The 24,194-nt window shown below is 68.4% G+C and carries 20 protein-coding genes; 15 read left to right on the forward strand and 5 right to left on the reverse strand.

The genetic code is table 11. The features are described from left to right. Positions 1-52: 52 nt before the first annotated feature. Both ABIE51_RS05205 and gshB read right to left on the reverse strand, forming a co-directional pair. The gene (locus ABIE51_RS05205; protein ID WP_192632474.1) at positions 53-928 is read right to left on the reverse strand and encodes an energy transducer TonB; all 876 of its coding nucleotides are present in this window, start codon (positions 926-928) and stop codon (positions 53-55) included. Between the two features lie 55 nt (positions 929-983). Then, positions 984-1,934, reverse strand: a complete 951-nt coding sequence (gshB, locus tag ABIE51_RS05210; RefSeq protein WP_192632475.1) for a glutathione synthase — start codon at positions 1,932-1,934, stop codon at positions 984-986. A 380-nt stretch (positions 1,935-2,314) separates the two neighbouring features. Between gshB and pilG the strand changes: the two genes are divergently transcribed. The 9 genes from pilG (at position 2,315) to ABIE51_RS05255 (ending at position 16,748) form a co-directional block, all read left to right on the forward strand. Beyond that, a complete protein-coding gene (gene pilG, locus ABIE51_RS05215; protein WP_115843698.1) occupies positions 2,315-2,713 on the forward strand; it encodes a twitching motility response regulator PilG in 399 nt (132 codons plus the stop codon). A gap of 18 nt (positions 2,714-2,731) precedes the next feature. After that, a complete protein-coding gene (locus tag ABIE51_RS05220) occupies positions 2,732-3,097 on the forward strand; it encodes a response regulator (RefSeq protein ID WP_115843696.1) in 366 nt (121 codons plus the stop codon). 15 nt (positions 3,098-3,112) lie between these two features. Further along, entirely contained in the window at positions 3,113-3,712 is a 600-nt protein-coding gene (locus ABIE51_RS05225) for a chemotaxis protein CheW (protein ID WP_181902855.1), read from the forward strand. Further along, a complete protein-coding gene (locus tag ABIE51_RS05230) occupies positions 3,709-5,730 on the forward strand; it encodes a methyl-accepting chemotaxis protein (RefSeq protein WP_115843692.1) in 2,022 nt (673 codons plus the stop codon). Before ABIE51_RS05225 ends, ABIE51_RS05230 begins: the two co-directional genes overlap by 4 nt. 99 nt (positions 5,731-5,829) lie before the next feature. After that, positions 5,830-12,300, forward strand: a complete 6,471-nt coding sequence (locus tag ABIE51_RS05235) for an Hpt domain-containing protein (RefSeq protein WP_354503582.1) — start codon at positions 5,830-5,832, stop codon at positions 12,298-12,300. Beyond that, positions 12,293-13,984, forward strand: coding sequence for a chemotaxis protein CheB (locus ABIE51_RS05240; protein ID WP_192632476.1), 1,692 nt, complete (start codon positions 12,293-12,295; stop codon positions 13,982-13,984). Before ABIE51_RS05235 ends, ABIE51_RS05240 begins: the two co-directional genes overlap by 8 nt. A 17-nt stretch (positions 13,985-14,001) precedes the next feature. Then, positions 14,002-14,517 carry a chemotaxis protein CheW gene (locus ABIE51_RS05245; RefSeq protein ID WP_192632477.1) on the forward strand — a complete coding sequence of 172 codons (516 nt, stop codon included), beginning with the start codon at positions 14,002-14,004 and terminating at the stop codon, positions 14,515-14,517. A gap of 71 nt (positions 14,518-14,588) precedes the next feature. Continuing rightward, a complete protein-coding gene (locus tag ABIE51_RS05250; protein ID WP_354504811.1) occupies positions 14,589-15,665 on the forward strand; it encodes an acyltransferase family protein in 1,077 nt (358 codons plus the stop codon). Positions 15,666-15,692: 27 nt separating this feature from the next. Beyond that, positions 15,693-16,748 carry a DUF6414 family protein gene (locus ABIE51_RS05255; protein ID WP_354503585.1) on the forward strand — a complete coding sequence of 352 codons (1,056 nt, stop codon included), beginning with the start codon at positions 15,693-15,695 and terminating at the stop codon, positions 16,746-16,748. 25 nt (positions 16,749-16,773) lie between these two features. Here ABIE51_RS05255 and ABIE51_RS05260 read toward each other — a convergent pair whose 3' ends face one another. Both ABIE51_RS05260 and bioA read right to left on the reverse strand, forming a co-directional pair. After that, on the reverse strand, positions 16,774-17,511 hold the full coding sequence (locus ABIE51_RS05260; RefSeq protein ID WP_192632479.1) for a 16S rRNA (uracil(1498)-N(3))-methyltransferase: 738 nt from the start codon (positions 17,509-17,511) through the stop codon (positions 16,774-16,776). After that, complete coding sequence (bioA, locus tag ABIE51_RS05265; protein WP_192632480.1) at positions 17,502-18,911, reverse strand: adenosylmethionine--8-amino-7-oxononanoate transaminase; 1,410 nt, start codon at positions 18,909-18,911, stop codon at positions 17,502-17,504. The genes ABIE51_RS05260 and bioA overlap by 10 nt, the downstream gene beginning before the upstream one ends. 90 nt (positions 18,912-19,001) lie before the next feature. Between bioA and nudE the strand changes: the two genes are divergently transcribed. Genes nudE through ABIE51_RS05285 form a run of 4 tightly spaced genes read left to right on the forward strand, consistent with a single transcriptional unit; the run spans position 19,002 to position 21,615 of the window. Continuing rightward, complete coding sequence (gene nudE, locus ABIE51_RS05270; RefSeq protein WP_115843679.1) at positions 19,002-19,553, forward strand: ADP compounds hydrolase NudE; 552 nt, start codon at positions 19,002-19,004, stop codon at positions 19,551-19,553. Further along, a complete protein-coding gene (gene cysQ / locus ABIE51_RS05275; protein ID WP_192632481.1) occupies positions 19,550-20,362 on the forward strand; it encodes a 3'(2'),5'-bisphosphate nucleotidase CysQ in 813 nt (270 codons plus the stop codon). Before nudE ends, cysQ begins: the two co-directional genes overlap by 4 nt. Before the next feature lie 51 nt (positions 20,363-20,413). Continuing rightward, the gene (gene mazG, locus ABIE51_RS05280) at positions 20,414-21,277 is read left to right on the forward strand and encodes a nucleoside triphosphate pyrophosphohydrolase (protein ID WP_192632482.1); all 864 of its coding nucleotides are present in this window, start codon (positions 20,414-20,416) and stop codon (positions 21,275-21,277) included. A gap of 35 nt (positions 21,278-21,312) precedes the next feature. Then, entirely contained in the window at positions 21,313-21,615 is a 303-nt protein-coding gene (locus tag ABIE51_RS05285; RefSeq protein WP_157029478.1) for an Mpo1-like protein, read from the forward strand. A 21-nt stretch (positions 21,616-21,636) separates the two neighbouring features. On the opposite strand, the gene ABIE51_RS05290 is transcribed toward ABIE51_RS05285, so the two are convergent. Beyond that, complete coding sequence (locus ABIE51_RS05290) at positions 21,637-21,987, reverse strand: DMT family protein (protein ID WP_425477955.1); 351 nt, start codon at positions 21,985-21,987, stop codon at positions 21,637-21,639. A gap of 97 nt (positions 21,988-22,084) precedes the next feature. On the opposite strand from ABIE51_RS05290, the gene ABIE51_RS05295 reads away from it, so the two are divergent. Then, positions 22,085-22,801 carry a response regulator transcription factor gene (locus ABIE51_RS05295; protein WP_115843669.1) on the forward strand — a complete coding sequence of 239 codons (717 nt, stop codon included), beginning with the start codon at positions 22,085-22,087 and terminating at the stop codon, positions 22,799-22,801. Positions 22,802-22,810: 9 nt separating this feature from the next. Next, positions 22,811-24,088 carry a sensor histidine kinase gene (locus tag ABIE51_RS05300; RefSeq protein ID WP_115843667.1) on the forward strand — a complete coding sequence of 426 codons (1,278 nt, stop codon included), beginning with the start codon at positions 22,811-22,813 and terminating at the stop codon, positions 24,086-24,088. Positions 24,089-24,194 lie beyond the last annotated feature (106 nt).

Consider the following 24,194-nt stretch of genomic DNA (forward strand, 5'->3'; position numbering starts at 1 on the left):
TCGGCGCGTCAAGTAGCGGGGTTTCGATCCCATCATCCCGGCGCGGCCGGGATCACTCGTCGACCAGCGTGCCGCCCGGCAGGAAGTTCCACGTACGCGTGACGTGCAGGATGTCCGGGTTTTCGTCGGTGCGCGGCAGCGGCGGATAGGGTTCGGCGAGCTTCGCGATGCGCAGCGCCGAGGCATCCAGCAGCGGAATGCCGCTGGTGCGCACGATGTCGGCGCGTTCGACCGAGCCATCGCGACGGACCGCGACGCTGATCACCACCTGCCCGGCAAGCCGGCGGCGCCGCGCTTCATCGGGATAGTTGAGGTTGCCCACGCGTTCGACGCGATCGACCCAGTCGCGCAGGTAGCCGGCCCACGCGTATTCCTGCGTGCTGGCCGACACGAACTTGCGCGACGGCCGCTTCGCGTAGCGCTCCGAACGCATGTGGATTTCGGCCGCCAGGCGCGCCATCTGCATGTCGCGCTCGATCTTTTCCTCGCCACGCGGCAGCGGGCGTTCGCTCGGCGACGGCGTGCTGCGCGGCGGTGGCGTCGCGGTTTCGCCGCGCGTGCTGGCGACCACGCGCGCCTGCGGCGCCGGCTGCGGCGCGGGCGACTGCGCGCGCAACGTGCGCGGCGCGATGCCCGTCGTCGCCTGCGGCAACGGACCGGACTGCGCTTCGCGCGGACGCGTGCTCTTGTCGTGTTCGCCGCCGCCCTGGTTGTTCGCCTGCGCGAGGAAATCGGCCTGCTTGGGCGTGAGCGCGCTCGTGGTCTGCGTGAGGATCACGTCCAGCGTGGGCATCACCGGTGCCGCCGTCTCCAGCGTCCAGCCCACGCCCAGCAGCACGATGCCGTGCACCAGCAGCGACAGCACGAACGTCGCACTGACGCGCCCGTTTCCGGTGGATTCGTAGGGAGTGGCGACTGCGGCGTTCATGCCTTCGAAGCGTACGCGTTCTGTGCGATGGCCGGATCGGATCGGCGTCGGGATTTCACGCGCCCGCCCTGCGTTCGATCGCGTCGAACAGCAGTCCGGCGATGTTGATGCCGAACTGCGCGTCGAGCTCGCGGATGCACGTCGGGCTGGTGACGTTGACCTCGGTGAGGTAGTCGCCGATCGCGTCCAGGCCGACGAACAGCATGCCGCGACGCTTCATTTCCGGGCCGACCTGCGCGGCGATCCAGCGGTCGCGCTCGCTCAGCGGACGGCCTTCGCCGCGGCCGCCGGCAGCGAGATTGCCGCGGAATTCGTCGCCCTGTGGAATGCGCGCCAGGCAGTAATCCACCGGCTCGCCATCGACCAGCAGGATGCGCTTGTCGCCGTCGGTGATCTCCGGCAGGTAGCGCTGCGCCATGGCGAGGCTGTAGCCGCCCTGCGTCAGGGTTTCCAGGATCACGTTGAGGTTCGGCTCGCCGGCATGCGCGCGGAAGATCGAACGCCCGCCCATGCCGTCCAGCGGCTTGAGCACCGCGTCGGTGTGTTCGTTGACGAAAGCCTTCAGCGCCGCGGGATCGCGGCTCACCAGCGTCGGCGGGCAGCACTGCGGGAACAGCAGCGCGGCGAGCTTCTCGTTGTAGTCGCGCAGGCCCTGCGGGTCGTTGACGATCAGCGCGCCGGCATCCTGGGCGAGGCCGAGGATCTGCGTGTCGTGGATGTATTCGCTGTCGACCGGCGGGTCCTTGCGCATCAGCACGACCTGGCCGCGGCCGAAGTGCAGCGGCGCGAAGTCGCCCAGTTCGTACCAGCCGTTCTTGTCGTCGCGCACCTGCAGCGGGGCGACGATCGCCTGCGCCTTGCCGTCGCGGACGGACAGCCCGCCGGGGCGGACGTAATGCAGCCGGTGCCCGCGGCGCTGGGCTTCCAGGAGCATGGCGAAGGTGGAGTCCTTGGCGATCTTGATCGACCCGATGGGGTCCATCACGACGACGATGTCGAGCGGCATGGCGTTGGCGGGGGCGAGGGTCGGGCGATGGTAGCAGGGGGCGGGAGCACGGCGGTGCGCTGGCCTTCCCGTGCAAAAAACGGTTCGTCCGGCGTCGTCGACCGCGCGCCCGACTACTGAGACCCGTGTCCCGGCTTGAAGCCCGGGTGCTCGGAAACGTCACTTCTTTCCGGTATATGCAATGCGCGTGCCCAACATCGTCGCGTGACCGCCCCCGGCGGTCCCACCAGCACGATCCGGATGCGGACCGGCCCGGCCGGCTCCGCGGCGCATTCAGCTTGCCCGCAGAAAACGCTGCTTGACAGCTTCCGCGCGGCTTGGAATAAAGGCGACTGGCGAAGTGCACGCACACGGCGGCATTCGCATGGGGGAATTCGAAAATGCTAGACGAGGTCCGCAACGGCAGCCTCGGCGGTCTGAAGGTCATGGTCATCGATGACTCGAAGACGATCCGCCGAACCGCCGAGACGTTGCTCAAGCGCGAGGGCTGCGAGGTGGTGACCGCCACCGACGGCTTCGAGGCGCTGGCGAAGATCGCCGATCAACAGCCGCAGATCATCTTCGTGGACATCATGATGCCGCGGCTGGATGGTTACCAAACCTGCGCGTTGATCAAGAACAACCACCTGTTCAAAGGCACTCCGGTCATCATGCTGTCGTCCAAGGACGGCCTGTTCGACAAGGCACGCGGTCGCATCGTCGGCTCCGAGCAGTACCTCACCAAACCATTCACACGCGAAGAACTGCTCGACGCGATCCGCACGCACGTAAACGCCTGACCGGGGGGTAGGGCACAAATGGCACGTATTCTTCTGATCGAGGACTCGCCGACCGACACGGCGGTCCTGACCCAGCTCCTGGAGCGCAACGGACATCAGGTCCTGGCCTCGGGCAATGCCGAGGACGGCATCGAGACCTGCAAGCGCGAGAAGCCGGACCTGGTGATGATGGACGTCGTGCTTCCGGGCATGAACGGCTTCCAGGCGACCCGCGCGCTGTCGCGCGACGCCGACACCAGCACCATCCCGGTGCTGATCGTCAGCACCAAGGGCATGGACACCGACAAGGCCTGGGGCATGCGCCAGGGCGCGCGCGACTACATCGTCAAGCCGCCGCGCGAGGACGAACTGATCGCCCGCATCAACGCCCTGCTGGGCGCCTGAGGCGGGACCGCGATGCTGCAGTCGCCCTTCGACGTGCTGGTGGACTACGAGCGCCGCAGCCTGGCGCACGTGGTCGGCCTGCCCGAACAGCTCGACGCCCCCGGCCTCTGGCGCGGCGTGGGCTATCGCATCGGCGCCCGCCGCCTCGCGTCGGGGTTCGGCGAGGTGCTGGAAATCCTGCCGCTTCCGCAGGTCACCCAGGTGCCGGGCGCGCAGCCCTGGCTGCTGGGTCTGGCCAACGTGCGCGGCAACCTGCTCCCCATCGTCGACCTCAAGCAGTTCCTTGAAGGCGAGCGCACCGTCCTGCACGAGAGCCAGCGCATCCTGCTCGTCCGCCAGCCCGGCGGCGACGTGGCGGTGCTGATCGACGAGCTCTACGGCCAGCGCAGCTTCCACGAGCAGCACCGCATCGAACTTTCGCCCGAGCAGGCCGACGACGAAGCCGTCGTCGCGCTGACGCAGGGCCGTTACGCGAACTTCGTCGAGCGCGGTTACCGCCTCGACGCACACACGTGGGGCATCTTCAGCCTGGACAGGCTTGCCCGCACTCCCGAATTCCGCCAGGCGGCGTCCGACATGCCGCACCGCATCAGCAACGTTGAGGTTCAACCATGAGCACTGTTATGGATAGCGCTGCCGGCAAGGGCCGCAATCTTGGCGTCAACACCTGGCTGATCGTGCTGGGCGTCTCGGTGCTCATCTTCGGTTTGAATACCGGCTACGCCACCTGGAAGGCCGCGCGCCTGGGTGGTGCGAGCTCCTCGGCTTCCGACTTGCAGGTGAACTCGCAGAAGCTCGCCGTGCAGGGCCAGGAAGCGGTGAGCGGTGACGCCGCCGCGTTCGCCGCGTTCAAGGAAACGCGTTCGGCGATCGTGCAGGACGTCGAGCAGCTCAACGCCAACTTCGGCGGCACCGCCGGCGTGTCCGGCCCGATCCAGACCGTCACCAGCACCTGGGCGCCGCTGGGCAAGAGCGCCGACCAGGTGGTCGCGTCCGAAAAGGCCGTGCTGGCGCTGGCCGGCAACGCCGACAGCTTCTCCAGCCGCGTGCCGCAGCTGCAGGCGAGACTGGACGAGCTGGTCCGCGCGATGTCGGCGTCCGGCTCGCCGTCCTCGCAGGTCTACATCGCCCTTCGCCAGGTCGTGCTGTCGGGCAAGATGGCCGAACGCATCACGCAGATCCGCGCCGGCGGCAGCGGCGCCGCCCTCGCCGGTGAAGCGCTGGGTCGTGACGCCGCGGTGTTCGGCAACGTGCTGACCGGCCTGCGCAAGGGCGACGCCGCGTTCGGCGTTACCCCGCTGGGCAACGCCAACGCCATCGCCGCCCTCGGCCAGGCCGAGACGCTGTGGCTGGAAATGAAGAAGGACCTGGACGCGATCCTGTCCTCCTCGCAGAACCTGTTCGCCGCGCAGGCCGCGGCCGAGTCGATCACCGGCGGCTCCAACAAGCTGCTGACCGACAGCCAGGCGCTGTTCCGCGCCTTCACCTCCTTCGGCTCGGTGCGCAGCACCAACCCGATCGGCCACATCCTGGTGTCGATCGTTTCCGGCCTCATCGCGCTGTTCGCGATCGTGTTCCTGGTCGTCTCGCTGAACAGCCAGCAGAAGAAGCGCTACCTGACCACGAAGGAACTCAACGACCGCAACCAGGAGGCGATCATGCGCCTGCTGGACGAAATGGGTTCGCTCGCAGAAGGCGACCTGACCGTAAAGGCGACCGTGACCGAGGACATGACCGGCGCGATCGCGGACTCGATCAACTTCGCCGTCGAACAGCTGCGCAGCCTGGTGCAGACGATTACCGACACCTCGGTGCAGGTCGCCGCCAGCGCGCAGGAAACGCAGGCCACCGCCATGCACCTGGCCGAGGCCGCCGAACACCAGGCGCAGGAAATCAACTCCGCCTCCAGCCGTATCAGCGAAATCGCGGCGTCGATCAACCAGGTGTCGCGCAACTCGGCCGAATCGGCGGACGTGGCGCAGCGCTCGGTGCAGATCGCGACCAAGGGCGCGGGCGTGGTGCGCCAGACGATCGCGGGCATGGACAGCATTCGCGACCAGATCCAGGAAACCTCGAAGCGAATCAAGCGACTGGGTGAGTCGTCGCAGGAAATCGGCTCGATCGTGGAACTGATCAACGACATCTCGGAACAGACGAACATCCTCGCGCTGAACGCCGCAATCCAGGCGGCCTCGGCGGGTGAAGCGGGCCGCGGCTTCGCGGTGGTGGCCGACGAAGTGCAGCGACTCGCAGAACGCGCATCGAACGCGACCAAGCGAATCGAAACGCTGGTCCAGACGATTCAGTCCGACACCAACGAAGCGGTGTCCTCGATGGAACAGACGACGTCCGAAGTGGTCGCCGGTGCGCGACTGGCCGAAGACGCGGGTACGGCGCTGGGCGAGATCGAAAAGGTCTCGAGCGACCTGTCCAACCTCATTCAGGGCATCTCGAGCGCGGCGCAGCAGCAGTCCAGCGCGGCATCGAACATCACCGCCACGATGAACACCATCCAGTCGATTACCGCGCAGACGTCGCAGGGTGCGAACCAGACCGCCGCGTCGATTGGAAACCTGGCGCAACTGGCCGCCGACCTGCGCCGCTCGGTCGCCGACTTCAAGCTGCCGGCCTGACGGGCGGATCGGAACAAGGTCGGTCACGATGAACAGCTTCAGCCCCGGATGGCGCCTCGGCCGCAGGTCGCGCCACCTTGCATCCATGCGAGGTGAGCGATGACCGTGATGCGCGAAGCCATCGACACCACCACGCTCGGCTGGATCAAGCCCGAGCTGGACGAAACCCTGCGCCAGGCCCAGCAGGAAATCGAGGCGTACGCCGAGAACCCGGCCGACGCCAGCCGCATGCGCCAGTGCGCCGAACAGCTGCACCAGGTGCACGGCACGCTGCGCATGGTCGAGCTGTACGCCCCGGCGATGGTGGCCGAGGAAATGGAGCGCCTGGCGCTCGCGCTGCAGCAGGGCAAGGTCGCCGACCGCGACGACGCCTGCGCGGCGCTGATGCGCGGCGTGGTCCTGCTGCCCGACTACCTGGAACGCCTGCAAGGCGGCCATCGCGACATTCCGATCGTGCTGCTGCCGCTGCTCAACGAACTGCGCGCCACGCGCGGCGAGGCGGGCCTCAACGAAAGCGTCCTGTTCGCGCCGGACCTCGACCGTCCGCTGCCGGCGAACCTGCCGAGCGCGCTGCCGGCGGCCGCACCCGTTCGCGGTGCGACCTCACCGCACCTGGCCGCCCTGCGCGATGCGCTGGCGAACTGGCCGGAAGACGGCAACCCGTCGCAGCCCGAAAAGCTGTCGACCGCGATCGACGGCCTGCTCGGCGAAGTCGTGCTCGAACCCGTGCGCCGCATGCTGTGGGTCGCTTCCAGCGTCGCCGGCGCCCTGCGCGACGGCGCGCTGCCGGCCACGCGCGCGCTGCGCCAGGCCTTCGGTGGCGTGGAGCGCGAAGCACGCCTGATGCTCGCCGACGACGGCTTCGGTGCACATCGCTCGGAACCCGCCGCCGAACCGACCCGCCAGCTGCTGTACCACGTCGCCCACAGCGACGGTCGCCATCCGGCGCTGGACGATCTGCGCCACACCTTCGAACTCGCCGCGCACCTGCCCAGCGAGTCCGAACTCGAACACGCCCGCGGTTCGCTGTCCGGCCGCAACCGCGCGCTGCTGGACACCGTCGCCGCGGCGATCAAGGAAGACCTGCTGCGCGTCAAGGACGCGCTCGACCTGCACCTGCGCACCGGCCAGACCGACGTCGCCGAACTCAAGCCGCAGGTGGAAGCGCTCGGCCGCGTGAGCGACACGCTCGGCATGATGGGACTGGGCGTCGCCCGCACCGTCGTGCTGCAGCAGCGAGATGCGATGCACGACATCGTCTCGGGCAAGCGTCCGGCCGACGAAGGCGCGCTGCTCGACGTCGCCGGTGCACTGCTTTACGTCGACGCCTCGCTGGACGACCAGGTCTCGCGCCTGGGCCTGCCCGACGCCGGCGCCGAGGACGACCTCCTCGCCGGCGAGGCGCGCAAGGTGCTCGACGTGCTCGTGCGCGAAGCCATCGCCAACTTCGGCGATGCGCGCCAGGCCTTCGTCGCGTTCGTCGAAACCAACTGGGATCACGCGGAACTGGCCGAAGTCCCGCGCGTGCTGGACGAAGTCGCCGGCGCGCTGCGCATGCTCGAGCTGCCGCAGCCGGCCGACTACCTCAGCGGCGTGAAGCGCTACACCGAGGTCGAGCTGATCGGCCGCAAGCGCGTGCCCAACGGCCAGCAGCTGGATACGCTCGCCGACGCGCTAGCGAGCCTGGAGTACTACCTCGAAGCGCTGCGCGAGCAGCGCCCGAACCGCAACCACATCCTCGACATCACGCGCCAGAGCCTGGAAACGCTGCGCTACTGGCCGCTGCCGGAATTCGACATCGCCGCCACGATGGCGCCGAGCTCGCCGATCAGCCGCGAGGAGCTGGCGCGCGTTCCGGACTTCGAACTGACCGACGAAATCACGCTCGGCACCCCGACCGCACCGGCGTTCGACGCCAATGCGCTGGCGCCGTCGCCGACGCTAGCCGCCGAAGTGCCGGTCGCGCAGGTGGCCGCCGCGGCGCCGACCGCGCCGACTCCGGTGCCGGCTCCCGCGCCGGTCGCGAGCACGCCGCAGCAGATCGCCGCCGGCGGCTTCGAACACAGCGACGACATCGACGACGAAATCCGCGAAGTCTTCCTCGAGGAACTCGACGAGGAAATCCGCCATCTCGGCGACCTGCTGCCCGAATGGCACGCGCTGCCGGAAGACAGCGAGCGCCTGCGCCCGATCCGCCGCGTGTTCCACACGCTGAAGGGGTCCGGCCGCCTGGTCGGCGCCAAGACGCTTGGCGAATTCAGCTGGAAGATCGAGAACCTGCTCAACCGCGTGCTCGACGGCACGCGTCCGGCGAGCCCGGCGGTCATCGGCCTGGTCGGCCATGCCTACGCCACGCTGCCGCAGCTGCACGCCGCACTGCGCAACGAAGGCGCCATCACCGCCGACCTGCCTGCGATGGAAGCCCACGCCGACCGTCTGGCCGAAGGTGACGAAACGCCGTACACGCCCGCGCCGCCCAAGGCCGAAGCGGTCGTGGAACCGGTGGTCGAGCCGATCGAGCCTGTCGTCGAGCCGGTCTTCGAGCCGCTGGCGGAAGAAATCACGCTCGAAGCGGTCAGCTTCGACGGCCTGGACAGCGCCATCGAAGTCGAGGAAATCAGCTTCGACGACGTGCCCGCGCCGGAGCTGGCGGCCGAAGACATCGCACCGGTGCTGGAGCCCGAACCAGGCGTGCCGGCGTCGGTCGACTCGGTGCTGCTGGAGATCCTGGACGCCGAAGTCAGCGGCCACCTCGCCACGATCGAGCAGTGGCTGGCGGCCTCGCAGCCGCAGCCGCAGCCGGCCGACGATGGCCTGCAGCGCGCGTTCCACACGCTCAACGGTGCCTTCGCGATGACCGAAGTGCCGGTGATCACCGAGATCACCGGTCCGACCGAGGTGTACGTGAAGCGCCTGCTGGCCTCCGGCCAGCCCGCCAGCGCCGAGGGTGTGGCCGCGATGGGCGAGGTCGCCGACGCGATCCGCCGCACGCTGGCGACGCTGAAGACGCCGGCGCCGCGCATTCCGGTGTTCGCCGGCCTTGCCGATCGCATGCGCGCCCTGCGCGACAGCCTGCCGGACGCGCGCCAGCCGATGCCGCAGGAAGCGGTCGAGGCCGAGCACGCGTTCACCGCGATCGACCTGAGCGAGTTCACCGACCTGGCCGCCGATGTCGGCCCGGACTACCTGTCCGATCCGGCGCACGCCGAGCGCATCGAGACCGAGCTGGCCGAAGCCCGCCGCATCGAGGCCGAGCGCGAGGCGATCGAGCGCGCCAACGCCGAGCGCATCGAAGTCGAACGCCTGGAAGCGGAGCGTTTTGCGCTGGAAGAACAGCAGCGCGAAGCCGAACGCCTGGCACTGCTCAAGCGCGAGGAAGATGCGCGCGCCGAAGCGGAGCGTCGCGAAGCCGAACTGCTCGCTGCCGAGGCCGCCGAAGCCGAGCGCATCGCCGCGGAGCTGGCCGAAGCCGCACGTGCGGACGCCGAGCGTGCCGCGGCGGAAGAAGCCGCGCGCATCGAAGCCGAGCGTCTCGCCGCCGAACACGCCGCTGCCGAAGAAGCAGCACGCGCCGAAGCGGAGCGCGTCGAGTCCGAGCGCATCCAGGCCGAACGTCTTGCCGCCGAGCAGGCCGAAGCCGAACGTCTCGCCGAAGAGCGCGCAGCCGAAGAACGCGCCGAGCGCCTCGCCGCCGAAGCCGCGCATCAGGCGGCCGTCGAGGCCGCCATGGCCGAGCGCCAGGCCGCCGCCGCGCTTGCCGAACAGCAGCGTATCGAAGCGCAGCTGCTGGAAGCCGAACGCATCGCCACCGAGCGCCTCGAAGCCGAGCGCCTGGAAGCGGCGCGCATCGCCGACGAGGAAGCCGAGTACGCGCGCCTGGAGGCCGAATACGCCGAAGCCGATCGCGTCGCGAGCGAACAGCATGCGGCGATCGAAGCCGCTTCGCTGGAAGCGGCAGCCGTCGGCCACGCCTTCGTCGACGCGCCCGCGATCGGCGACATGCGCGACGAGCTGCCCGAGGCGCAGGAACTCACGCAGGACGCGCTGGCCGAGCTGCCTTCCGACGCACCGGCGCACGACTTCGCATCCATTCCGTCCATCGAGGCGCAGGAGCCGGCCGTGGCCGCGCTCATCGCGCAGGCGCTGGCCGGTGCCGACGATCCGGACGAAGCGCTGGACCTGAGCGAGCTCGACCCGGAACTGGTCGACATCTTCGTCGAGGAAGCCAGCGACCTGCTGGACCACTCCGACGGCCTGCTCGCGCAGCTGCGCGAGGCGCCGACCGAGCGCGAATCGCTGGTCGGCCTGCAGCGCGACCTGCACACCATCAAGGGTGGCGCGCGCATGGCCGGCATCATGGCCGTGGGCGAACTCGGCCACGCCATGGAATCGCTGCTCGAAGGCGTGGTGGAAAACCGCTGCGAACTCGGCCGCGACGGCGTGCCGCTGCTCGAGCGCGGATTCGACCGCCTGCATGCGATGGTCACCCGCGTCGGCGACCGCCGCGCGATTGCGATGCCCGAAGCGCTCATCGCCGAGTTCGACGCGCGTTCGCGCGGCGAGACGACGCTGGGCGACCTGGCCGCTGCCGCGCAGGCCGCCGCTCCGGTCGTCGCGACGGCGAAGCCCGCCGCGCCGGTCGTCGAGGCCGCGCACGACGAGCCGCATCACGTCGACCTCAAGCCGCTGTCGGCGCCGATCAGCGACCAGCCGCTGACCGACGACGACGACATCGGCGTGCGCGCCCCGCAGGAACAGGTGCGTATCCGCGCCGACCTGCTGGACCGCCTCGTCAACTACGCCGGTGAGGTCGCGATCTACCGCGCCCGCCTGGAGCAGCAGCTCGGTGCATTCCGTGGCGCCATCGCCGAAATGGCGGCGACGAACACGCGTATGCGCGACCAGCTGCGTCGCCTGGAAATCGAAACCGAAGCGCAGATCGTCGCGCGCTACCAGCGCGAGGGCGACGACGGCGAGCAGGCATTCGATCCGCTTGAACTCGACCGCTTCTCGACGCTGCAGCAGCTGTCCCGCGCGCTCGCCGAATCGGCGGCCGACCAGGTCAGCCTGCAGACCACGCTCGACGACCTGACGCGCCAGTACGAAACGCTGCTGCTGCAGCAGTCGCGCGTGAGCTCGGACCTGCAGGAAGGCCTCATGCGCACGCGCATGGTGCCGTTCGACGGGCTGCTGCCGCGCCTGCGCCGCGTCGTGCGCCAGGCGTCGGGCGAACTGGGCAAGCATGTCGCGCTCAAGCTCGACGGCACCCAGGGCGAACTCGACCGCAACGTGCTCGAGCGCATGACCGCGCCGCTGGAGCACATGCTCCGCAACGCCGTCGCGCATGGCCTGGAAACGCCGGACAAGCGCAAAAAGGCCGGCAAGCCGGACGAAGGCACGATCCGCATCGCGGTGCGCCGCGAAGGTTCGGAAGTCGTGCTTGAAGTCGGCGACGATGGCGCCGGCCTCAATCGCGAGGCGATCCTGCGCCGCGGCCACGAGCGTGGCCTGGTGCCGGAAGGCGCCACGCTGTCCGACGCCGCGATCGACGCGCTGATCCTGGAACCGGGCTTCTCCACCGCCGAATCGGTCAGCCGCCTAGCCGGCCGCGGCGTGGGCATGGACGTCGTCGCCAGCGAAGTCCGCCAGCTCGGCGGCACGCTGGACATCGCGTCCGTCCCCGGCAAGGGCGTTACCTTCACGCTGCGCCTGCCGCAGACGCTGGCTGTCACGCAGGCGGTGTTCGTGCGCATCGGCGAGACCACCTTCGCCGTGCCGATCGCGTCGGTCCGCGGCGTGGGCCGCATAGCCCGCGATCGCCTGGACATGGTCGACGCGACCTACCGCTACGGCGGCGAGGACTACGCGGTGCACGACCTCGGCACGCTGGTCGGCCATGGCACCGCCAAGGCCGAAGGCGCGCTGCAGATGCCGCTGCTGCTGATCCGTTCGGGCGACCTGCGCGCCGCGGTGTGCGTCGACCAGGTCGTCGGCAACCGCGAAATCGTGGTGAAGCCGGTCGGTCCGCAGGTGGCGTCGGTGCCGGGCATCTTCGGCGCGACCATCATGGGCGACGGCCGCGTGGTGGTGATCCTCGACGTCGCACCGCTGGTGCGCCGCCAGGCGCTGCTGCCGCGCGACCATGTCGTCGCGCCGGTCGCGACGGTCGAAACGCGCCGCGTTCCGCTGGTCATGGTGGTCGACGACTCGGTCACGATGCGCAAGGTCACCGGCCGCGTGCTCGAACGCCACAACCTCGAGGTCCTCACCGCGAAGGACGGCATCGACGCGCTGGAGCGCATGGTCGAGCGCGTTCCCGACCTGATGCTGCTGGACATCGAAATGCCGCGCATGGACGGCTACGAGCTCGCCACCGCGATGAAGGGCGACGCGCGCCTGCGCGGCGTGCCGATCGTGATGATCACTTCGCGTACCGGCGACAAGCATCGCCAGCGCGCGTTCGAGATCGGCGTGGAGCGCTACCTGGGCAAGCCGTACCAGGAGCCGGAACTGATGCGCAACGTGTACGACCTGCTGGGCATCGATGCGGGGGCGACGCGGAATGAGTGAGTCCTCCCGTCGCGCGGTCCTTCTGGCGCGACCGGGCGCAGCCTGCGAACGACTGCGTTCGGCCTTGTCCGACGCAGGCGCGCACGTCGTCCTGGAAGCCGATCCGACCACGCTGCAACTCGAAGCGCTGGGGCAGGTTGCGCCGCAGGTGATCGTCGTCGCGCTGGATCCGGTCACCGAAGACGTGATCGAGAAGTTCGATCCGGTGCTCGCCGATCCGTCGGTCGAAGTGATCTACGAGGAAGCCGCGCTGGCGGCCACGCGCGAGGGCTGGGACCTGGCGCGTTGGGCGCGTCATCTCGGCGCGAAACTGCACGGCCATGGCGACGTCCTGCCGCCGGGCCATGAACCCGAAGGCATGGAACCGCCGGAGCCGATCGTGCAGCGTCCGGCCGAGGCCGTCGCTCCGGTCCCGCCCGTCGAAGCGCCGCGCGCCGTCGCGCCGGTTCAAGCGCCTGCCATCGCGCCGGCGCCCGTCGAGGCCGCTCCGTTTGCGGCGCTCTCGCTTGCTCCGGTCGAAGAGACGCCCGTGGTGCAGGCCGCCATGGCGCTCGATGCCGTGGAGCACGTGGCAGTCGCCGAATCCACACTGGAACTGGCCGCGGACGAACCGCAGGTCCAGTACACGCACGAAGCCAGCTACAGCCCCTTCGACCCCGTCGCCGCCGAAGCGGGCTTCGACGCCGAGCCGGTCGAACTGGCACCGGTGCTGACCGACATCGAACTGACGTTCGCGTCCGACGCGCCGATGGTTGCGGCCGACGCCATCGACGTATCCGCCGAACTGGTGGTGCAGCCGTTCGAATCGAGCTTCGACTACGAAGTGGCTGAAACCACGACGCCCGTGTTCGAATCGCCCGTCTTCGACGCCCCGACGCTGGAAGCCTCGCTTCCCGAGGTCATCGAAACGCCCGTGTTCGACGCGCCGGCTGCGGCCGCCGCTCCGGTGCTGATGTTCGAGGCCAGTCGCGATGGTGCGTCCGCGCCGGCTGCGCCAAAGCCGGAAACGCCGGCCGCGCCCGACTGGTCGTTCACCGACGACACCACCGACGCCGCCGCGTCCGTCGCGCGCGACGCCGACCCGAACCACAAATTCCAGCGCGACCTGGGCGACATCGAGCGCCGCATTTCCTCGCTCGAACTGGTCGAGGACCGCGTGGTGGCGCAGTTGGGCGGCGCGATCCTGGTGCTCGCCGGCATCGGCGGTCCGGATGCGGTGCGCCAGCTGCTTGGCGGCCTGCCAGAAGAATTCCCGCGCCCGGTGCTCGTGCAGCAGCGCCTCGATGGCGGCCGTTACGACCGACTCGTCGCGCAGATGCAGCGCGCCACGCCGTTGCAGGTGCGCCTGGCCGAGCCGGGCCTCATCGCCATGGCCGGCACGATCTACATCCTCCCGGCCGACATCGGCATCACGGTGAGCGAGTCGGGCATGCGCTTCGTCGAAGGCGGTGGCGACGTGCTCGCCATGCTGCCGCCGGGCGACTCCGCGGTGCTGATGCTCAGCGGCGCCGATCCGGCGCAGGTCGATGCGGCAATGAAGCTGTCCGGCAGCGGCGCGCTCGTCGCTGGCCAGGCGGCGGACGGCTGCTACGACGCGGCCGCGGCATCGGCACTCATCGCGCGCGGCGCGCAATCGGGCCAGCCTGCCGACCTGTCGGCACGCTTGGCCGAACGCTGGCGCTGAGCGACAAGGAACACGACATGGCCACCGAACACGTCCAAGCTTCCGGCGCTACCGAAAACGACATCCGGGGCGTCCTCATCCAGGTCGCCGGCGGGCGCCTGCTGCTTCCCAACGCGACCATCGCCGAGGTGCTGTCCTACGCCGAACCGGACGCCGTCGCCGGCGCACCGGACTGGCTGCTGGGCCGCATCCGCTGGCGCGGCTGGCAGCTGCCGCTGATCGCCTTCGGCCGCTTTTCGGGCCTGGCGAACGAGCGCGGTGGCCTGGGCAGCAAGGTGCTGGTGCTGCGCGCGCTGGGCGGAAACACGCCGATCGAAGGCCGCCGCACTCCGTACTTCGCACTGCTGACGCAGGGCTTCCCGCGCCTGGTCACCGTGGCCCGCGACACGCTGATGGTCGTCGACGACCACAATGCACTGCCCAACGGCGTGCAGGCGCGCGTGCTGCTGAACGAAGACGCGGCGTTCCTGCCCGATCTCGGCACGATCGAAGACCAGATCGGAATCGCGCTCGCGCAGGCGCAGGCCGCTTGAGCCGAACCCCGGTGCCGGGGCTCGACACGAAGCTCGAACCTGCACCGCGCGCCGACGCGAACGCCGTCGGCGTGCAGCGTCGAAGTGCTGCGCGTTACGCCTCTGTCGATGCGCTGCGCGGCCTGACCGTCGCGGCGATGCTGCTGGTGAATAACCCCGGCGACTGGGGACATGTCTACGCGCCGCTCGAGCACGCCGCTTGGCACGGCTTCACGCCGACCGATCTGATCTTCCCGATGTTCCTCTTCATCGTCGGCGTGTCGATCGCGCTCGCGCTGATGCCGCGCGTCGAGCGCGGCGATGACCGCCGCGCGCTCACGAAGACCGTGCTCGTCCGCGGCGCACGCATCCTCGGCCTCGGGTTGCTGCTGCACCTGTGCGCGCTGTGGGCGTTCGACCTGGCGCACTACCGCGTGCCGGGCGTACTGCAGCGCATCGGCCTGTGTTTCGCAGCCGTCGGCGTGCTTGCGCTGCACACGCGGCCACGCACGCAATGGGTGGCCTTCGCCGCGCTTCTGCTGGCGTACGGCGCGCTGCTCGCGGCAGGCGGCACGCTGGAGCCGTTCGTGAACATCGCCAGCCGCATCGACCACGCACTGCTCGGCGTTCACGTCTACCAGCTCGATCCGGCGACCGGTCGCGGCCACGATCCCGAAGGGCTCGTCAGCACGCTCGGGGCATTGGCGACGACGCTGTTCGGCCTGCGCGCAGGCGACTGGCTGCGTCGCGGCGACCGCCGCACGCTGGTGATGGCAGGTGCACTCGCGATCGCAGCGGGCCTCGCGTGGTCGCTATGGCAGCCGCTCAACAAGAACCTGTGGACGCCGTCGTACGTGCTGTGGACCGGTGGCCTCGCGTGCTGGATCCTCGCGCTGTTCCACTCGCTCATCGACCTGCGCGGCTGGCCGCCGCTCGGCCGCGCCTTCGGCGTGAATGCGATCGCCGCCTACGCCGGCTCGGCGTTCATGCTCTACGCGCTGGTCGCCTTCGGCTGGCTCGATCCGCTATACCAGCATGCGTTCGCCGGCTGGATCACGCCGCGCTTCGGCCCACACGTGGCGTCGTTGGCGTACGCCGTCGCCTTCGTGCTGGTGTGGTGGATCGTCGTGCGGGTGCTGGATGCGCGGAAGGTCTACTTCAAGATATAGATGCACGCATCAGATTGGAGAGAAGGCTTGCTATACGACTATCTATACGTCGATCTCCCGAAAGTGATCTCCCTCTACAGTCAACTCACGGGTGGAGTTATCGAATCGAGGGAAACTACGAACGAGCGAGCTCAAAGCTCCGACAACAAGCGCTCGTATGATTTTCGAGTGTTTCGGCACGATGCGGGTGGCACCGCTGATGAGAGAAGCGGAATCAAGGAAGTCATCAAGCCACATCACTCAATTCTGCGCGAACTCGAGGAAGGGCTGAGTTCTCAGGGCCACCTTCTCGATCTGGACTCGCTGCGGCCGCCATCATCTTTGCGCAATCCAGAAGTGCGTGAGCTATTGAAAACAGCGCTTTGCGTGAAAGTGACCGGCCGGGCCGTGGTCGAGGATTACGAGCGAATCAAAAGTGTTGCTGCTGATTTTCCGGCGATCACCAAGGTGGTCAACACTAGCATTCAAGCCGGTGTTCGACGTGCGCCGGCCTTCATGGATCTTGAATCCCGCATTGAGTCCATTGCTCACAGCGCGAAACAGGAGAAGGATCGAAACCGGCGAGCGGCCGCGGAAGCAGAGGTACGGAAGCTCCGTGCGGAGATTACTGACGCGCTCGCAGAAGTGAAAACCATCGACGGAGTCGATCAATGGATCCTCGATGGGTTGAGAACATGGATTGATACCTTCCTCCCGGGGATCATCAATCTTCGCGTCTATCCATCGCTTGAGCGGGCAGACGAGCACGTTTTTGGGCACCTCAAGCGAGAATGCTTTGAAGATACCGACGCCGGTTCCTTTCACTTCACTTATGGGTCCGTCCCGACAGAGCCGCTCTCGATGATCGGTGTGATTACGTCGGTTCCCACTGAACTCGTCGATACGTTCAATCCCCTTGCGGAGTTTGCAGATGGCGAGAGTGGCAGCGCCGAAACTGTTGAGAACGGATTTAGAGGGCTATTCAGGGGATTCGATGGATTCGAGCAGATGATACGCACATGCCGCTTTCCTCGTGTGCTTGTGCAACCACTGATCGTCTATCGCAGCGTGTCCGCGAATGCATCTCTGCGTAAGCAGAGGTGATCCTCCGAGTCGCTTCCTGGTCGCGCTAGCTAAGATCCCCGAACTTCGCCTGCAACGCCGCAATCGCCGCCAGCCCGGCGGTTTCGGTGCGAAGGATGCGCGGCCCCAGCTTCAGGCCGCGGAACCCTGCGGCGCGCAGTTGCGTTCGGTCGAGATCGGACCAGCCGCCTTCCGGGCCGATCGCCACGTACACCGGTTGCGCGACATCCAGGTCGAGCGTGCCGAACGAGAATTCGCCATCGGGATCGAGGATCAGGCGCAGTCCACCCGCCGGAAGCGCGGCCAGCGCGGCCGAAAGCGACACCGGCGCGACGACCTCCGGCACGAACGCACGGCCGCTCTGCTCGCACGCCGACGATACGACGCTGCGCCAATGCGCCAGCCGCTTCTCCGCGCGCGCCTCGTCGAGCTTCACCTCGCTGCGCTGCGACCACAGCGGATGAAACGCGGTCGCGCCCAGTTCGGTGGCCTTCTGCAGGATCAGGTCCATCTTCTCGCCGCGCGCCACGCCCTGCAGCAGCACGAGCTTCAGCGGCGATTCGCGCGACACCGCCTCGGACGATTCGATCGCCACGCGCAGTTCGCGCTTGGTCGAGGACACGATGCGCGCGGCGTAATCGTGGCCGTCGCCGTTGAACAGTACGCAGGCATCGCCGACGCCCAGACGCAACACGCGCACGAGATGCGCCGCCGCGCTTTCCGGCAGAGCGACTTCGCGGCCGACGCTGAGCGATTCGTCGACGTGGACGCGGGTCAGGCGCATGCGGCCTCCTCGGTGGCGTGGTCGATCGCCGCACGCGTTGTGTCGGCAAGCAGTTGCAGCGCGTCGTCGTCGACGCAATACGGCGGCATCCAGTACAGGACGTCGCCGAGCGGGCGCAGCAGCACGCCACGTTCGAGCGCGGCGCGATACGCGCGAAGACCGATGCGCGCGCCTGCATCGAACGGCGTGCGCTTGTCGCCACCGCGCGTGAGTTCGAAGGCGACGATCATGCCGGCCTGGCGTACGTCGGCGACATGCGGATGGTCCGCGAACGGCGCAGCGAGCGTCGCCAAACGTTGCGACGTATCGCGATTGCGCAGGATCACGTCGTCCTGCTCGAGGATCGCCATCGACGCCAGCGCCGCTGCGCACGCGAGCGGATTGCCGGTGTAGCTGTGCGAATGCAGAAAGGCCTTCTCGCGCGATTCGTCGAGGAAGCCGTCGTAGATCGACTGCGTCGCCAGCACCGCCGCCAGCGGCAACGCGCCGCCAGTCAGGCCTTTCGACAGGCACAGCAGGTCGGGCTGCACGCCGGATTGTTCGGACGCGAACAGCGTGCCGGTGCGGCCGAAACCGACGGCGATCTCGTCGCAGATCAGGAACACGCCGTGCGCGTCGCACAGTTCGCGCGCACGCTTGAGGTACGCCGGATCGTGCATGCGCATGCCGCCGGCGCATTGCACGCGCGGTTCGAGGATCAGCGCGCAGACTTCGCCCGCGTGGCGTTCGAGCAGCTCCGCCAGCGCGTCCGCCGCGCGATGCGCGCGCTGCGCCGGCGTTTCGCCTTCCTCGCACAGATATGCGTCCGGCGAGGGAGCGAACATCGCCTCGGCCAGCAGCGGCGCGTAGACGCGGCGATACAGCGGGATGTCGCCGACCGCCAGTGCGCCCAGCGTTTCGCCGTGGTAGCCGTTGTCCAGCGCGATGAACTTCGTGCGCCCGTCGATGCCGCGATTGCGGAACCAGTGGAAGGCCATCTTCAGCGCGACTTCGACCCCGGCCGAGCCGTTGTCGGCATAGAACACCTTCGCCAGCGGGTCGCGGCCGACCTCGCGCGGCGCGATGGACAGCAGCTTCTCGGCGAGTTCGACCGCCGGCGCGTGCGAGACGCCGGCGAGGATCACGTGCTCCAGCGTCGTCGCCTGGCGCGCGATCGCCGCGGCGATGCGCGGCTCGGCGTGGCCGAAGAGGTTGGTCCACCAGCTGCTGATCGCGTCGAGGTAACGCCGCCCGTCGCGGCCGATCAGCCACGCGCCTTCGCCGCGTTCGACGGGCAACAGGGGCAGGGTGCCGGCGGGATCGAGGTGTTCGCGCATCTGCGTGCACGGGTGCCATAGCACCGCCAGGTCGCGCTCGCGCCAGGCGGCCGCTGTGTCGTCGCGCGCTATGATGTGGTCCATTCGCTGCATCCCGCCATTCTAGCCGCGCGACCGGCCGGGACCTTCCACGCCCGACGCACGCGCCCGCTCGGATGGCATTCCGGAGCCCGCATGTCGCGTCGTCTGCCCACCATCCACCGCATCACCGAACACGACGCCGGCCCGTACCGGCTCGAACGCCTCGACCTGGAATTCGCCAACGGCGAGCGCCGCCACTACGAACGCCTGCACGGGCGCGGGCACGGCGCGGTGGTCGTGGTGCCGATGATCGACGAGGACACCGTGCTGCTCGTGCGCGAGTACGCGGCCGGCGTGCATCGCTACGAGCTGGGACTGGTGAAGGGCCGCATCGACGCCGGCGAGACGCCCGAGCAGGCGGCCGACCGCGAACTGAAGGAAGAAGCCGGCTACGGCGCGCGCGACGTGCGCGTGCTGCGCGCGCTGACGCTCGCGCCGACGTACATGAGCCATCAGGCGCACCTGGTGATCGCGCGCGACCTGTATCCCGAGCGCCTGCCCGGCGACGAGCCGGAAGAACTCGAAGTCGTGCCGTGGAAGCTCGACGCGCTGCACGAACTGATCCTGCGCGAGGACTTCTCCGAAGGCCGCAGCATCGCCGCCCTGTTCATCGCCCGCGAGTGGCTGAGGATGCAATCCCGATGACGTCACCTGTACACCTCGATGCCGCGATCCGCGAGGATGTGATCGCACTGGCGCACGATGCCGCGTCCGCGATCCTGGGCATCTACGACAGCGAATTCGCCGTGCAGCACAAGGACGACGATTCGCCGCTCACCGCCGCCGATCTCGCCGCGCATCGCTGCATCGTCGACGGGTTGGCGCGGATCACGCCCGAGATTCCCGTGCTGTCGGAGGAATCCGCGCACGAGGTTCCGACCGCGACGCGGCGGCAATGGCAGCGCTTGTGGCTGGTCGACCCGCTCGACGGCACGCGCGAGTTCGTCAAGCGCAACGGCGAGTTCACGGTGAACATCGCGTTGATCGTCGATGGCGTGGCCGTGTGGGGCGTCGTGCAGGCGCCGGTGACGGGCGAGCTGTGGCATGGCGGTGCGAACATTGGCGCGTTCCGTCGGCTGGGTTCGGGCGAAACCGCGATCCGCGTGCGCGCGCCGGCCACCGCGCCGCTGCGTGTGGCGGCGAGCCGTTCGCATCGCGACAGCCGCACGCAGGCGTTCATCGACCGCATGGGCGAGACCGAGCCGGTCGGGCTCGGCTCGTCGCTGAAGTTCTGCAAGCTCGCCGAAGGCACGCTCGACGTGTATCCGCGTTTCGGCCCGACCAGCGAATGGGACACGGCCGCCGGCCAGTGCGTGCTCGAAGGCGCGGGCGGCGCGGTGCTCGATCCGCAGGGACGCCCGTTCCGCTACAACCAGCGCGAGCGGATCCTCAACGGCGACTTCATCGGGCTGGGCGATGTGGCGCTGCCATGGCGGGAATGGATGGCGCCGTAGTTCCCGGACGGCATGATCCCCCGGGATGCATGGATTCCCGCCTTCGCGGGAATGACAGCCGAAACACGCAGCAACGCTCAGCGGAGCGAACACGTGCACAACCCCGACGACATCCAATCCCTGCTCCACATCATGTCCCGCCTTCGCGATCCGGTAGGCGGTTGCCCGTGGGATCTGGAACAGGACTTCGCCACGATCGCGCCGTACACGATCGAGGAAGCGTATGAGGTCGCCGACGCGATCGATCGTGGCGACCTGGCGGACCTGAAGGACGAACTCGGCGACCTGCTGCTGCAGGTGGTCTTCCATGCGCAGATGGCGTCGGAGCAGGGCGCGTTCTCGTTCGGCGACGTCGTCGCGGCGATCTGCGACAAGATGGTGCGCCGGCATCCGCACGTGTTCGGCGATGCGTCGGTGGAAGACGCCGACGCGCAGACCGTCGCTTGGGAAGAACAGAAGCGTCGCGAGCGCGAGGCGAACGGTACCGAAGACCGTTCCGCGCTCGCCGGCATCGCGCGCGGCTTGCCCGAATGGCAGCGCGCGACGAAGCTCCAGAAGCGCGCCGCGCGCGTGGGATTCGACTGGCCCGACGTGACGCCGGTGTTCGCCAAGCTTCACGAGGAAATCGACGAGGTGCGCGCCGAATTCGCCGCACTCGACGCGAATCCCGACGATGCCGCCGCACGCGACCGGCTGGAAGACGAGATCGGCGACGTGCTGTTCGTCTGCGCGAACCTCGCACGGCACGCGAACGTCGACGTGGGTGCCGCGATGCGTCGCGCGAACCTCAAGTTCGAGCGGCGTTTCCGCGCGATGGAAGCGCTGGCGCAGGCGGACGGAACATCGCTTGCCGACCTGCCGCTGCAGGCGCAGGATCGCCTCTGGAATCGCGCCAAGGCCGACGAAAAGGCCTGAGTGCCGCCCGCAGCGCAATGTCACGAGAGGACCGCATGTCGCGCTTTTCGAGCTTCCGCGAGTTCTACCCGTTCTACCTGAGCGAACACAGCCATCGCACCAGCCGGCGGCTGCATTTCATCGGCAGCTGCGGCGTGCTGGCGCTGGTCGCGCTGGCGATCGTGCGGGGCAACGCGTGGTGGCTGCTGGCCGCGCTGCTGTGCGGCTACGGCTTCGCATGGGTCGGGCATTTCTTCTTCGAGAAGAACCGGCCGGCGACGTTCAAGCACCCGTTCTATTCGTTCGTCGGCGACTGGGTGATGTTCAAGGACATCCTGAGCGGGAAGATCCGGTTCTAGGACGCGCCGCCCGGGCTCCACTCAATCCAGGAAGATCAACCAGGCCGCCACGACGATCATCGCGAAGCCCGCCCAGTGGTTCCATTTCAGCGGCTGGCCGAGATACCACGTCGAGAAGCCGGCGAAGACCAGCAGCGTGATGACCTCCTGCATGCCCTTGAGCTGGGGCGCCGAGTAGACTGCGCTGCCCATCCGGTTGGCCGGCACCATCAGGCAGTACTCGAAGAAGGCGATGCCCCAGCTGGCGAAGATCGCCACCGCCAGCGGCGCGGACTTGTACTTCAGGTGCCCGTACCAGGCGAAGGTCATGAAGACGTTCGAGCCCAGCAGCAGGGCGATGGGAAGGATGCGTTCCAGGGGCATGGTAAGGATTCGCTAGGGTTTCGTTCAGTTTGTGTGGGGGGCCTTCACGGCCTCTCCACTCGCGGCCCGGCAGCCTTCACAAAGCTGAAGCGTCGGGAGGTTTTGCATGCAGGGTACCGGAACACGAGATGGCGGCCTGGTCCTCATTGTCGAGGACAACCGGAACATCTCCGAGATGGTCGGTGAATACCTCGAAGGCCGTGGATTCGAGGTCGATTACGCGAGCGACGGCCTCGACGGCTATCGGCTGGCGACGGAAAACAACTACGACGTCATCGTGCTGGACCTGATGCTTCCGCGCATGGACGGCGTGGAGCTGTGCAAGAAGCTGCGCGAGGAAGCGCGCAAGTCGACGCCGGTGCTCATGCTCACCGCGCGCGATACGCTCGACGAAAAGCTCACCGGCCTGGGCGCCGGCGCCGACGATTACCTCACCAAGCCGTTCGCGATCCAGGAACTCGAAGCGCGCCTGCGCGCGCTGATCCGCCGCGAACGTCGCCAGGTGGGCGGCGAGGTGCTGAAGGTCGCTGACCTCGTGCTCGATCCGGCCAGCCTGCGCGTCACGCGCGGCGGCAGCGAGCTGCAGCTCTCGCCGATCGGCCTGCGCCTGCTGACGATCCTCATGCGCGAATCGCCGCGCGTGGTGAGCCGGCAGGAAATCGAGCGCGAGATCTGGGGCAACGGCTTGCCGGATTCGGACACGCTGCGCAGCCATCTGTACAACCTGCGCAAGACCATCGACAAGCCCTTCGACAAGCAGCTGCTGCACACCGTGCAGAGTGCGGGCTATCGCGTGGCCGACATCTCCCAGCCGCCCGAGTAATCGCACCACATGGCGCACGGACTTCCGCGCAGGATCAAACTCGCGTTCATCACGCAGGCGTTGATCGGCAGCATCGTGATCACGGTGGGCATCCTGCTCACCGGCGTCATCGTGCGCCAGAAGGTCGTGGAAAAACGCGTGGAGCAGGAGGCGGAGGCCTTCTGGCAGGCCTACGCGCAGGATCCCTCGCACCGCCTGCCGGGCAGCTCGACGATGTCGAGCTACCTGGTGGTGCCGGGCAACCTGCAGGCGCCGCTTCCGGCCGAACTGCGCAGCGTCACCGGCAGCGGCGTGCAGCGCCTGCCCGACAGCGGACGCCTGGTCTACGTCGATCGTCGCCCGCAGGGCACGCTGTACATCATCTTTTCCGCATGGCTCGCCGATCAGTCGGTGCTGCTGACCGGACTGGTGTCGTTGATCCTGTCGCTGGTGACCAGCGGCGTGCTGATCTGGATGACCTACCGCACGTCCAAGCGCATGGTCACGCCGGTGAGTTGGCTGGCGAACCAGGTCGCGCACTGGGATCCGCGCGATCCCGACGCGAGCGCGATCGCCTCTGCGCATCTGCCGGCCGAAGCGGGCGACGAAGTGCGCAAGTTGTCGCGTGCGCTGACCGGCCTGTCGCAGCGCGTGGGCGATTTCGTCCAGCGCGAGCGCAACTTCACCCGCGATGCGAGCCACGAGCTGCGCACGCCGCTCACCGTGATCCGCGTCGCGACCGACCTGATGCTGGCCGATACGGAGAACAGCTCGCGCACGCGGCGTTCGCTGTCGCGCATCCAGCAGGCCGGGCGCGACATGGAGGCGGTGATCGAGGCGTTCCTGATCCTCGCGCGCGAAGCGGACGTCGCGCCGCAGAGCGAAGAGTTCGAGGTGCGCGAGATCGTCACCGCCGAGGTCGAGCGCATTCGTCCGCTGCTGGGCGACCGTCCCGTCACCGTGACCCTGCACGACGAAGGCGCGCCGCGCCTGGTCGCGCCGCCGCACGTGCTGCGGGTGATGGTCGGCAACCTGCTGGGCAACGCCGCGCGCTTTACGGAATCGGGCGAGATCGAGGTCCGCCTGATGCCCGACCGCGTGGTGATCCGCGACAGCGGCATCGGCATGTCGCCGGAAATCCTCGCCAAGGCGTTCGATCCGTTCTTCCGCGCCGATTCGGCCGACAGCGACGGCAAGGGCATGGGGCTGTCGATCGTGCGCCGGCTCGGCGAACGCTTCGGCTGGCCGGTGAGCCTGGCCAGCGCGCCGGGGCAGGGCACGACGGCGGTGATCCGGTTCACGCGGTAATGCGCGCCAGCGCTCGGTAATCTTCGGCGTCAGCCCGGCATCCGCCGGATGACGCCGGGCTCGGCTGAACGATTCCGCCGACCCGCTGTCAACGCACTGGCCGCTG

This window comes from Lysobacter sp. OAE881 (genome assembly GCF_040546665.1).
Classification (GTDB): Bacteria; Pseudomonadota; Gammaproteobacteria; order Xanthomonadales; family Xanthomonadaceae; genus Lysobacter_J; species Lysobacter_J soli.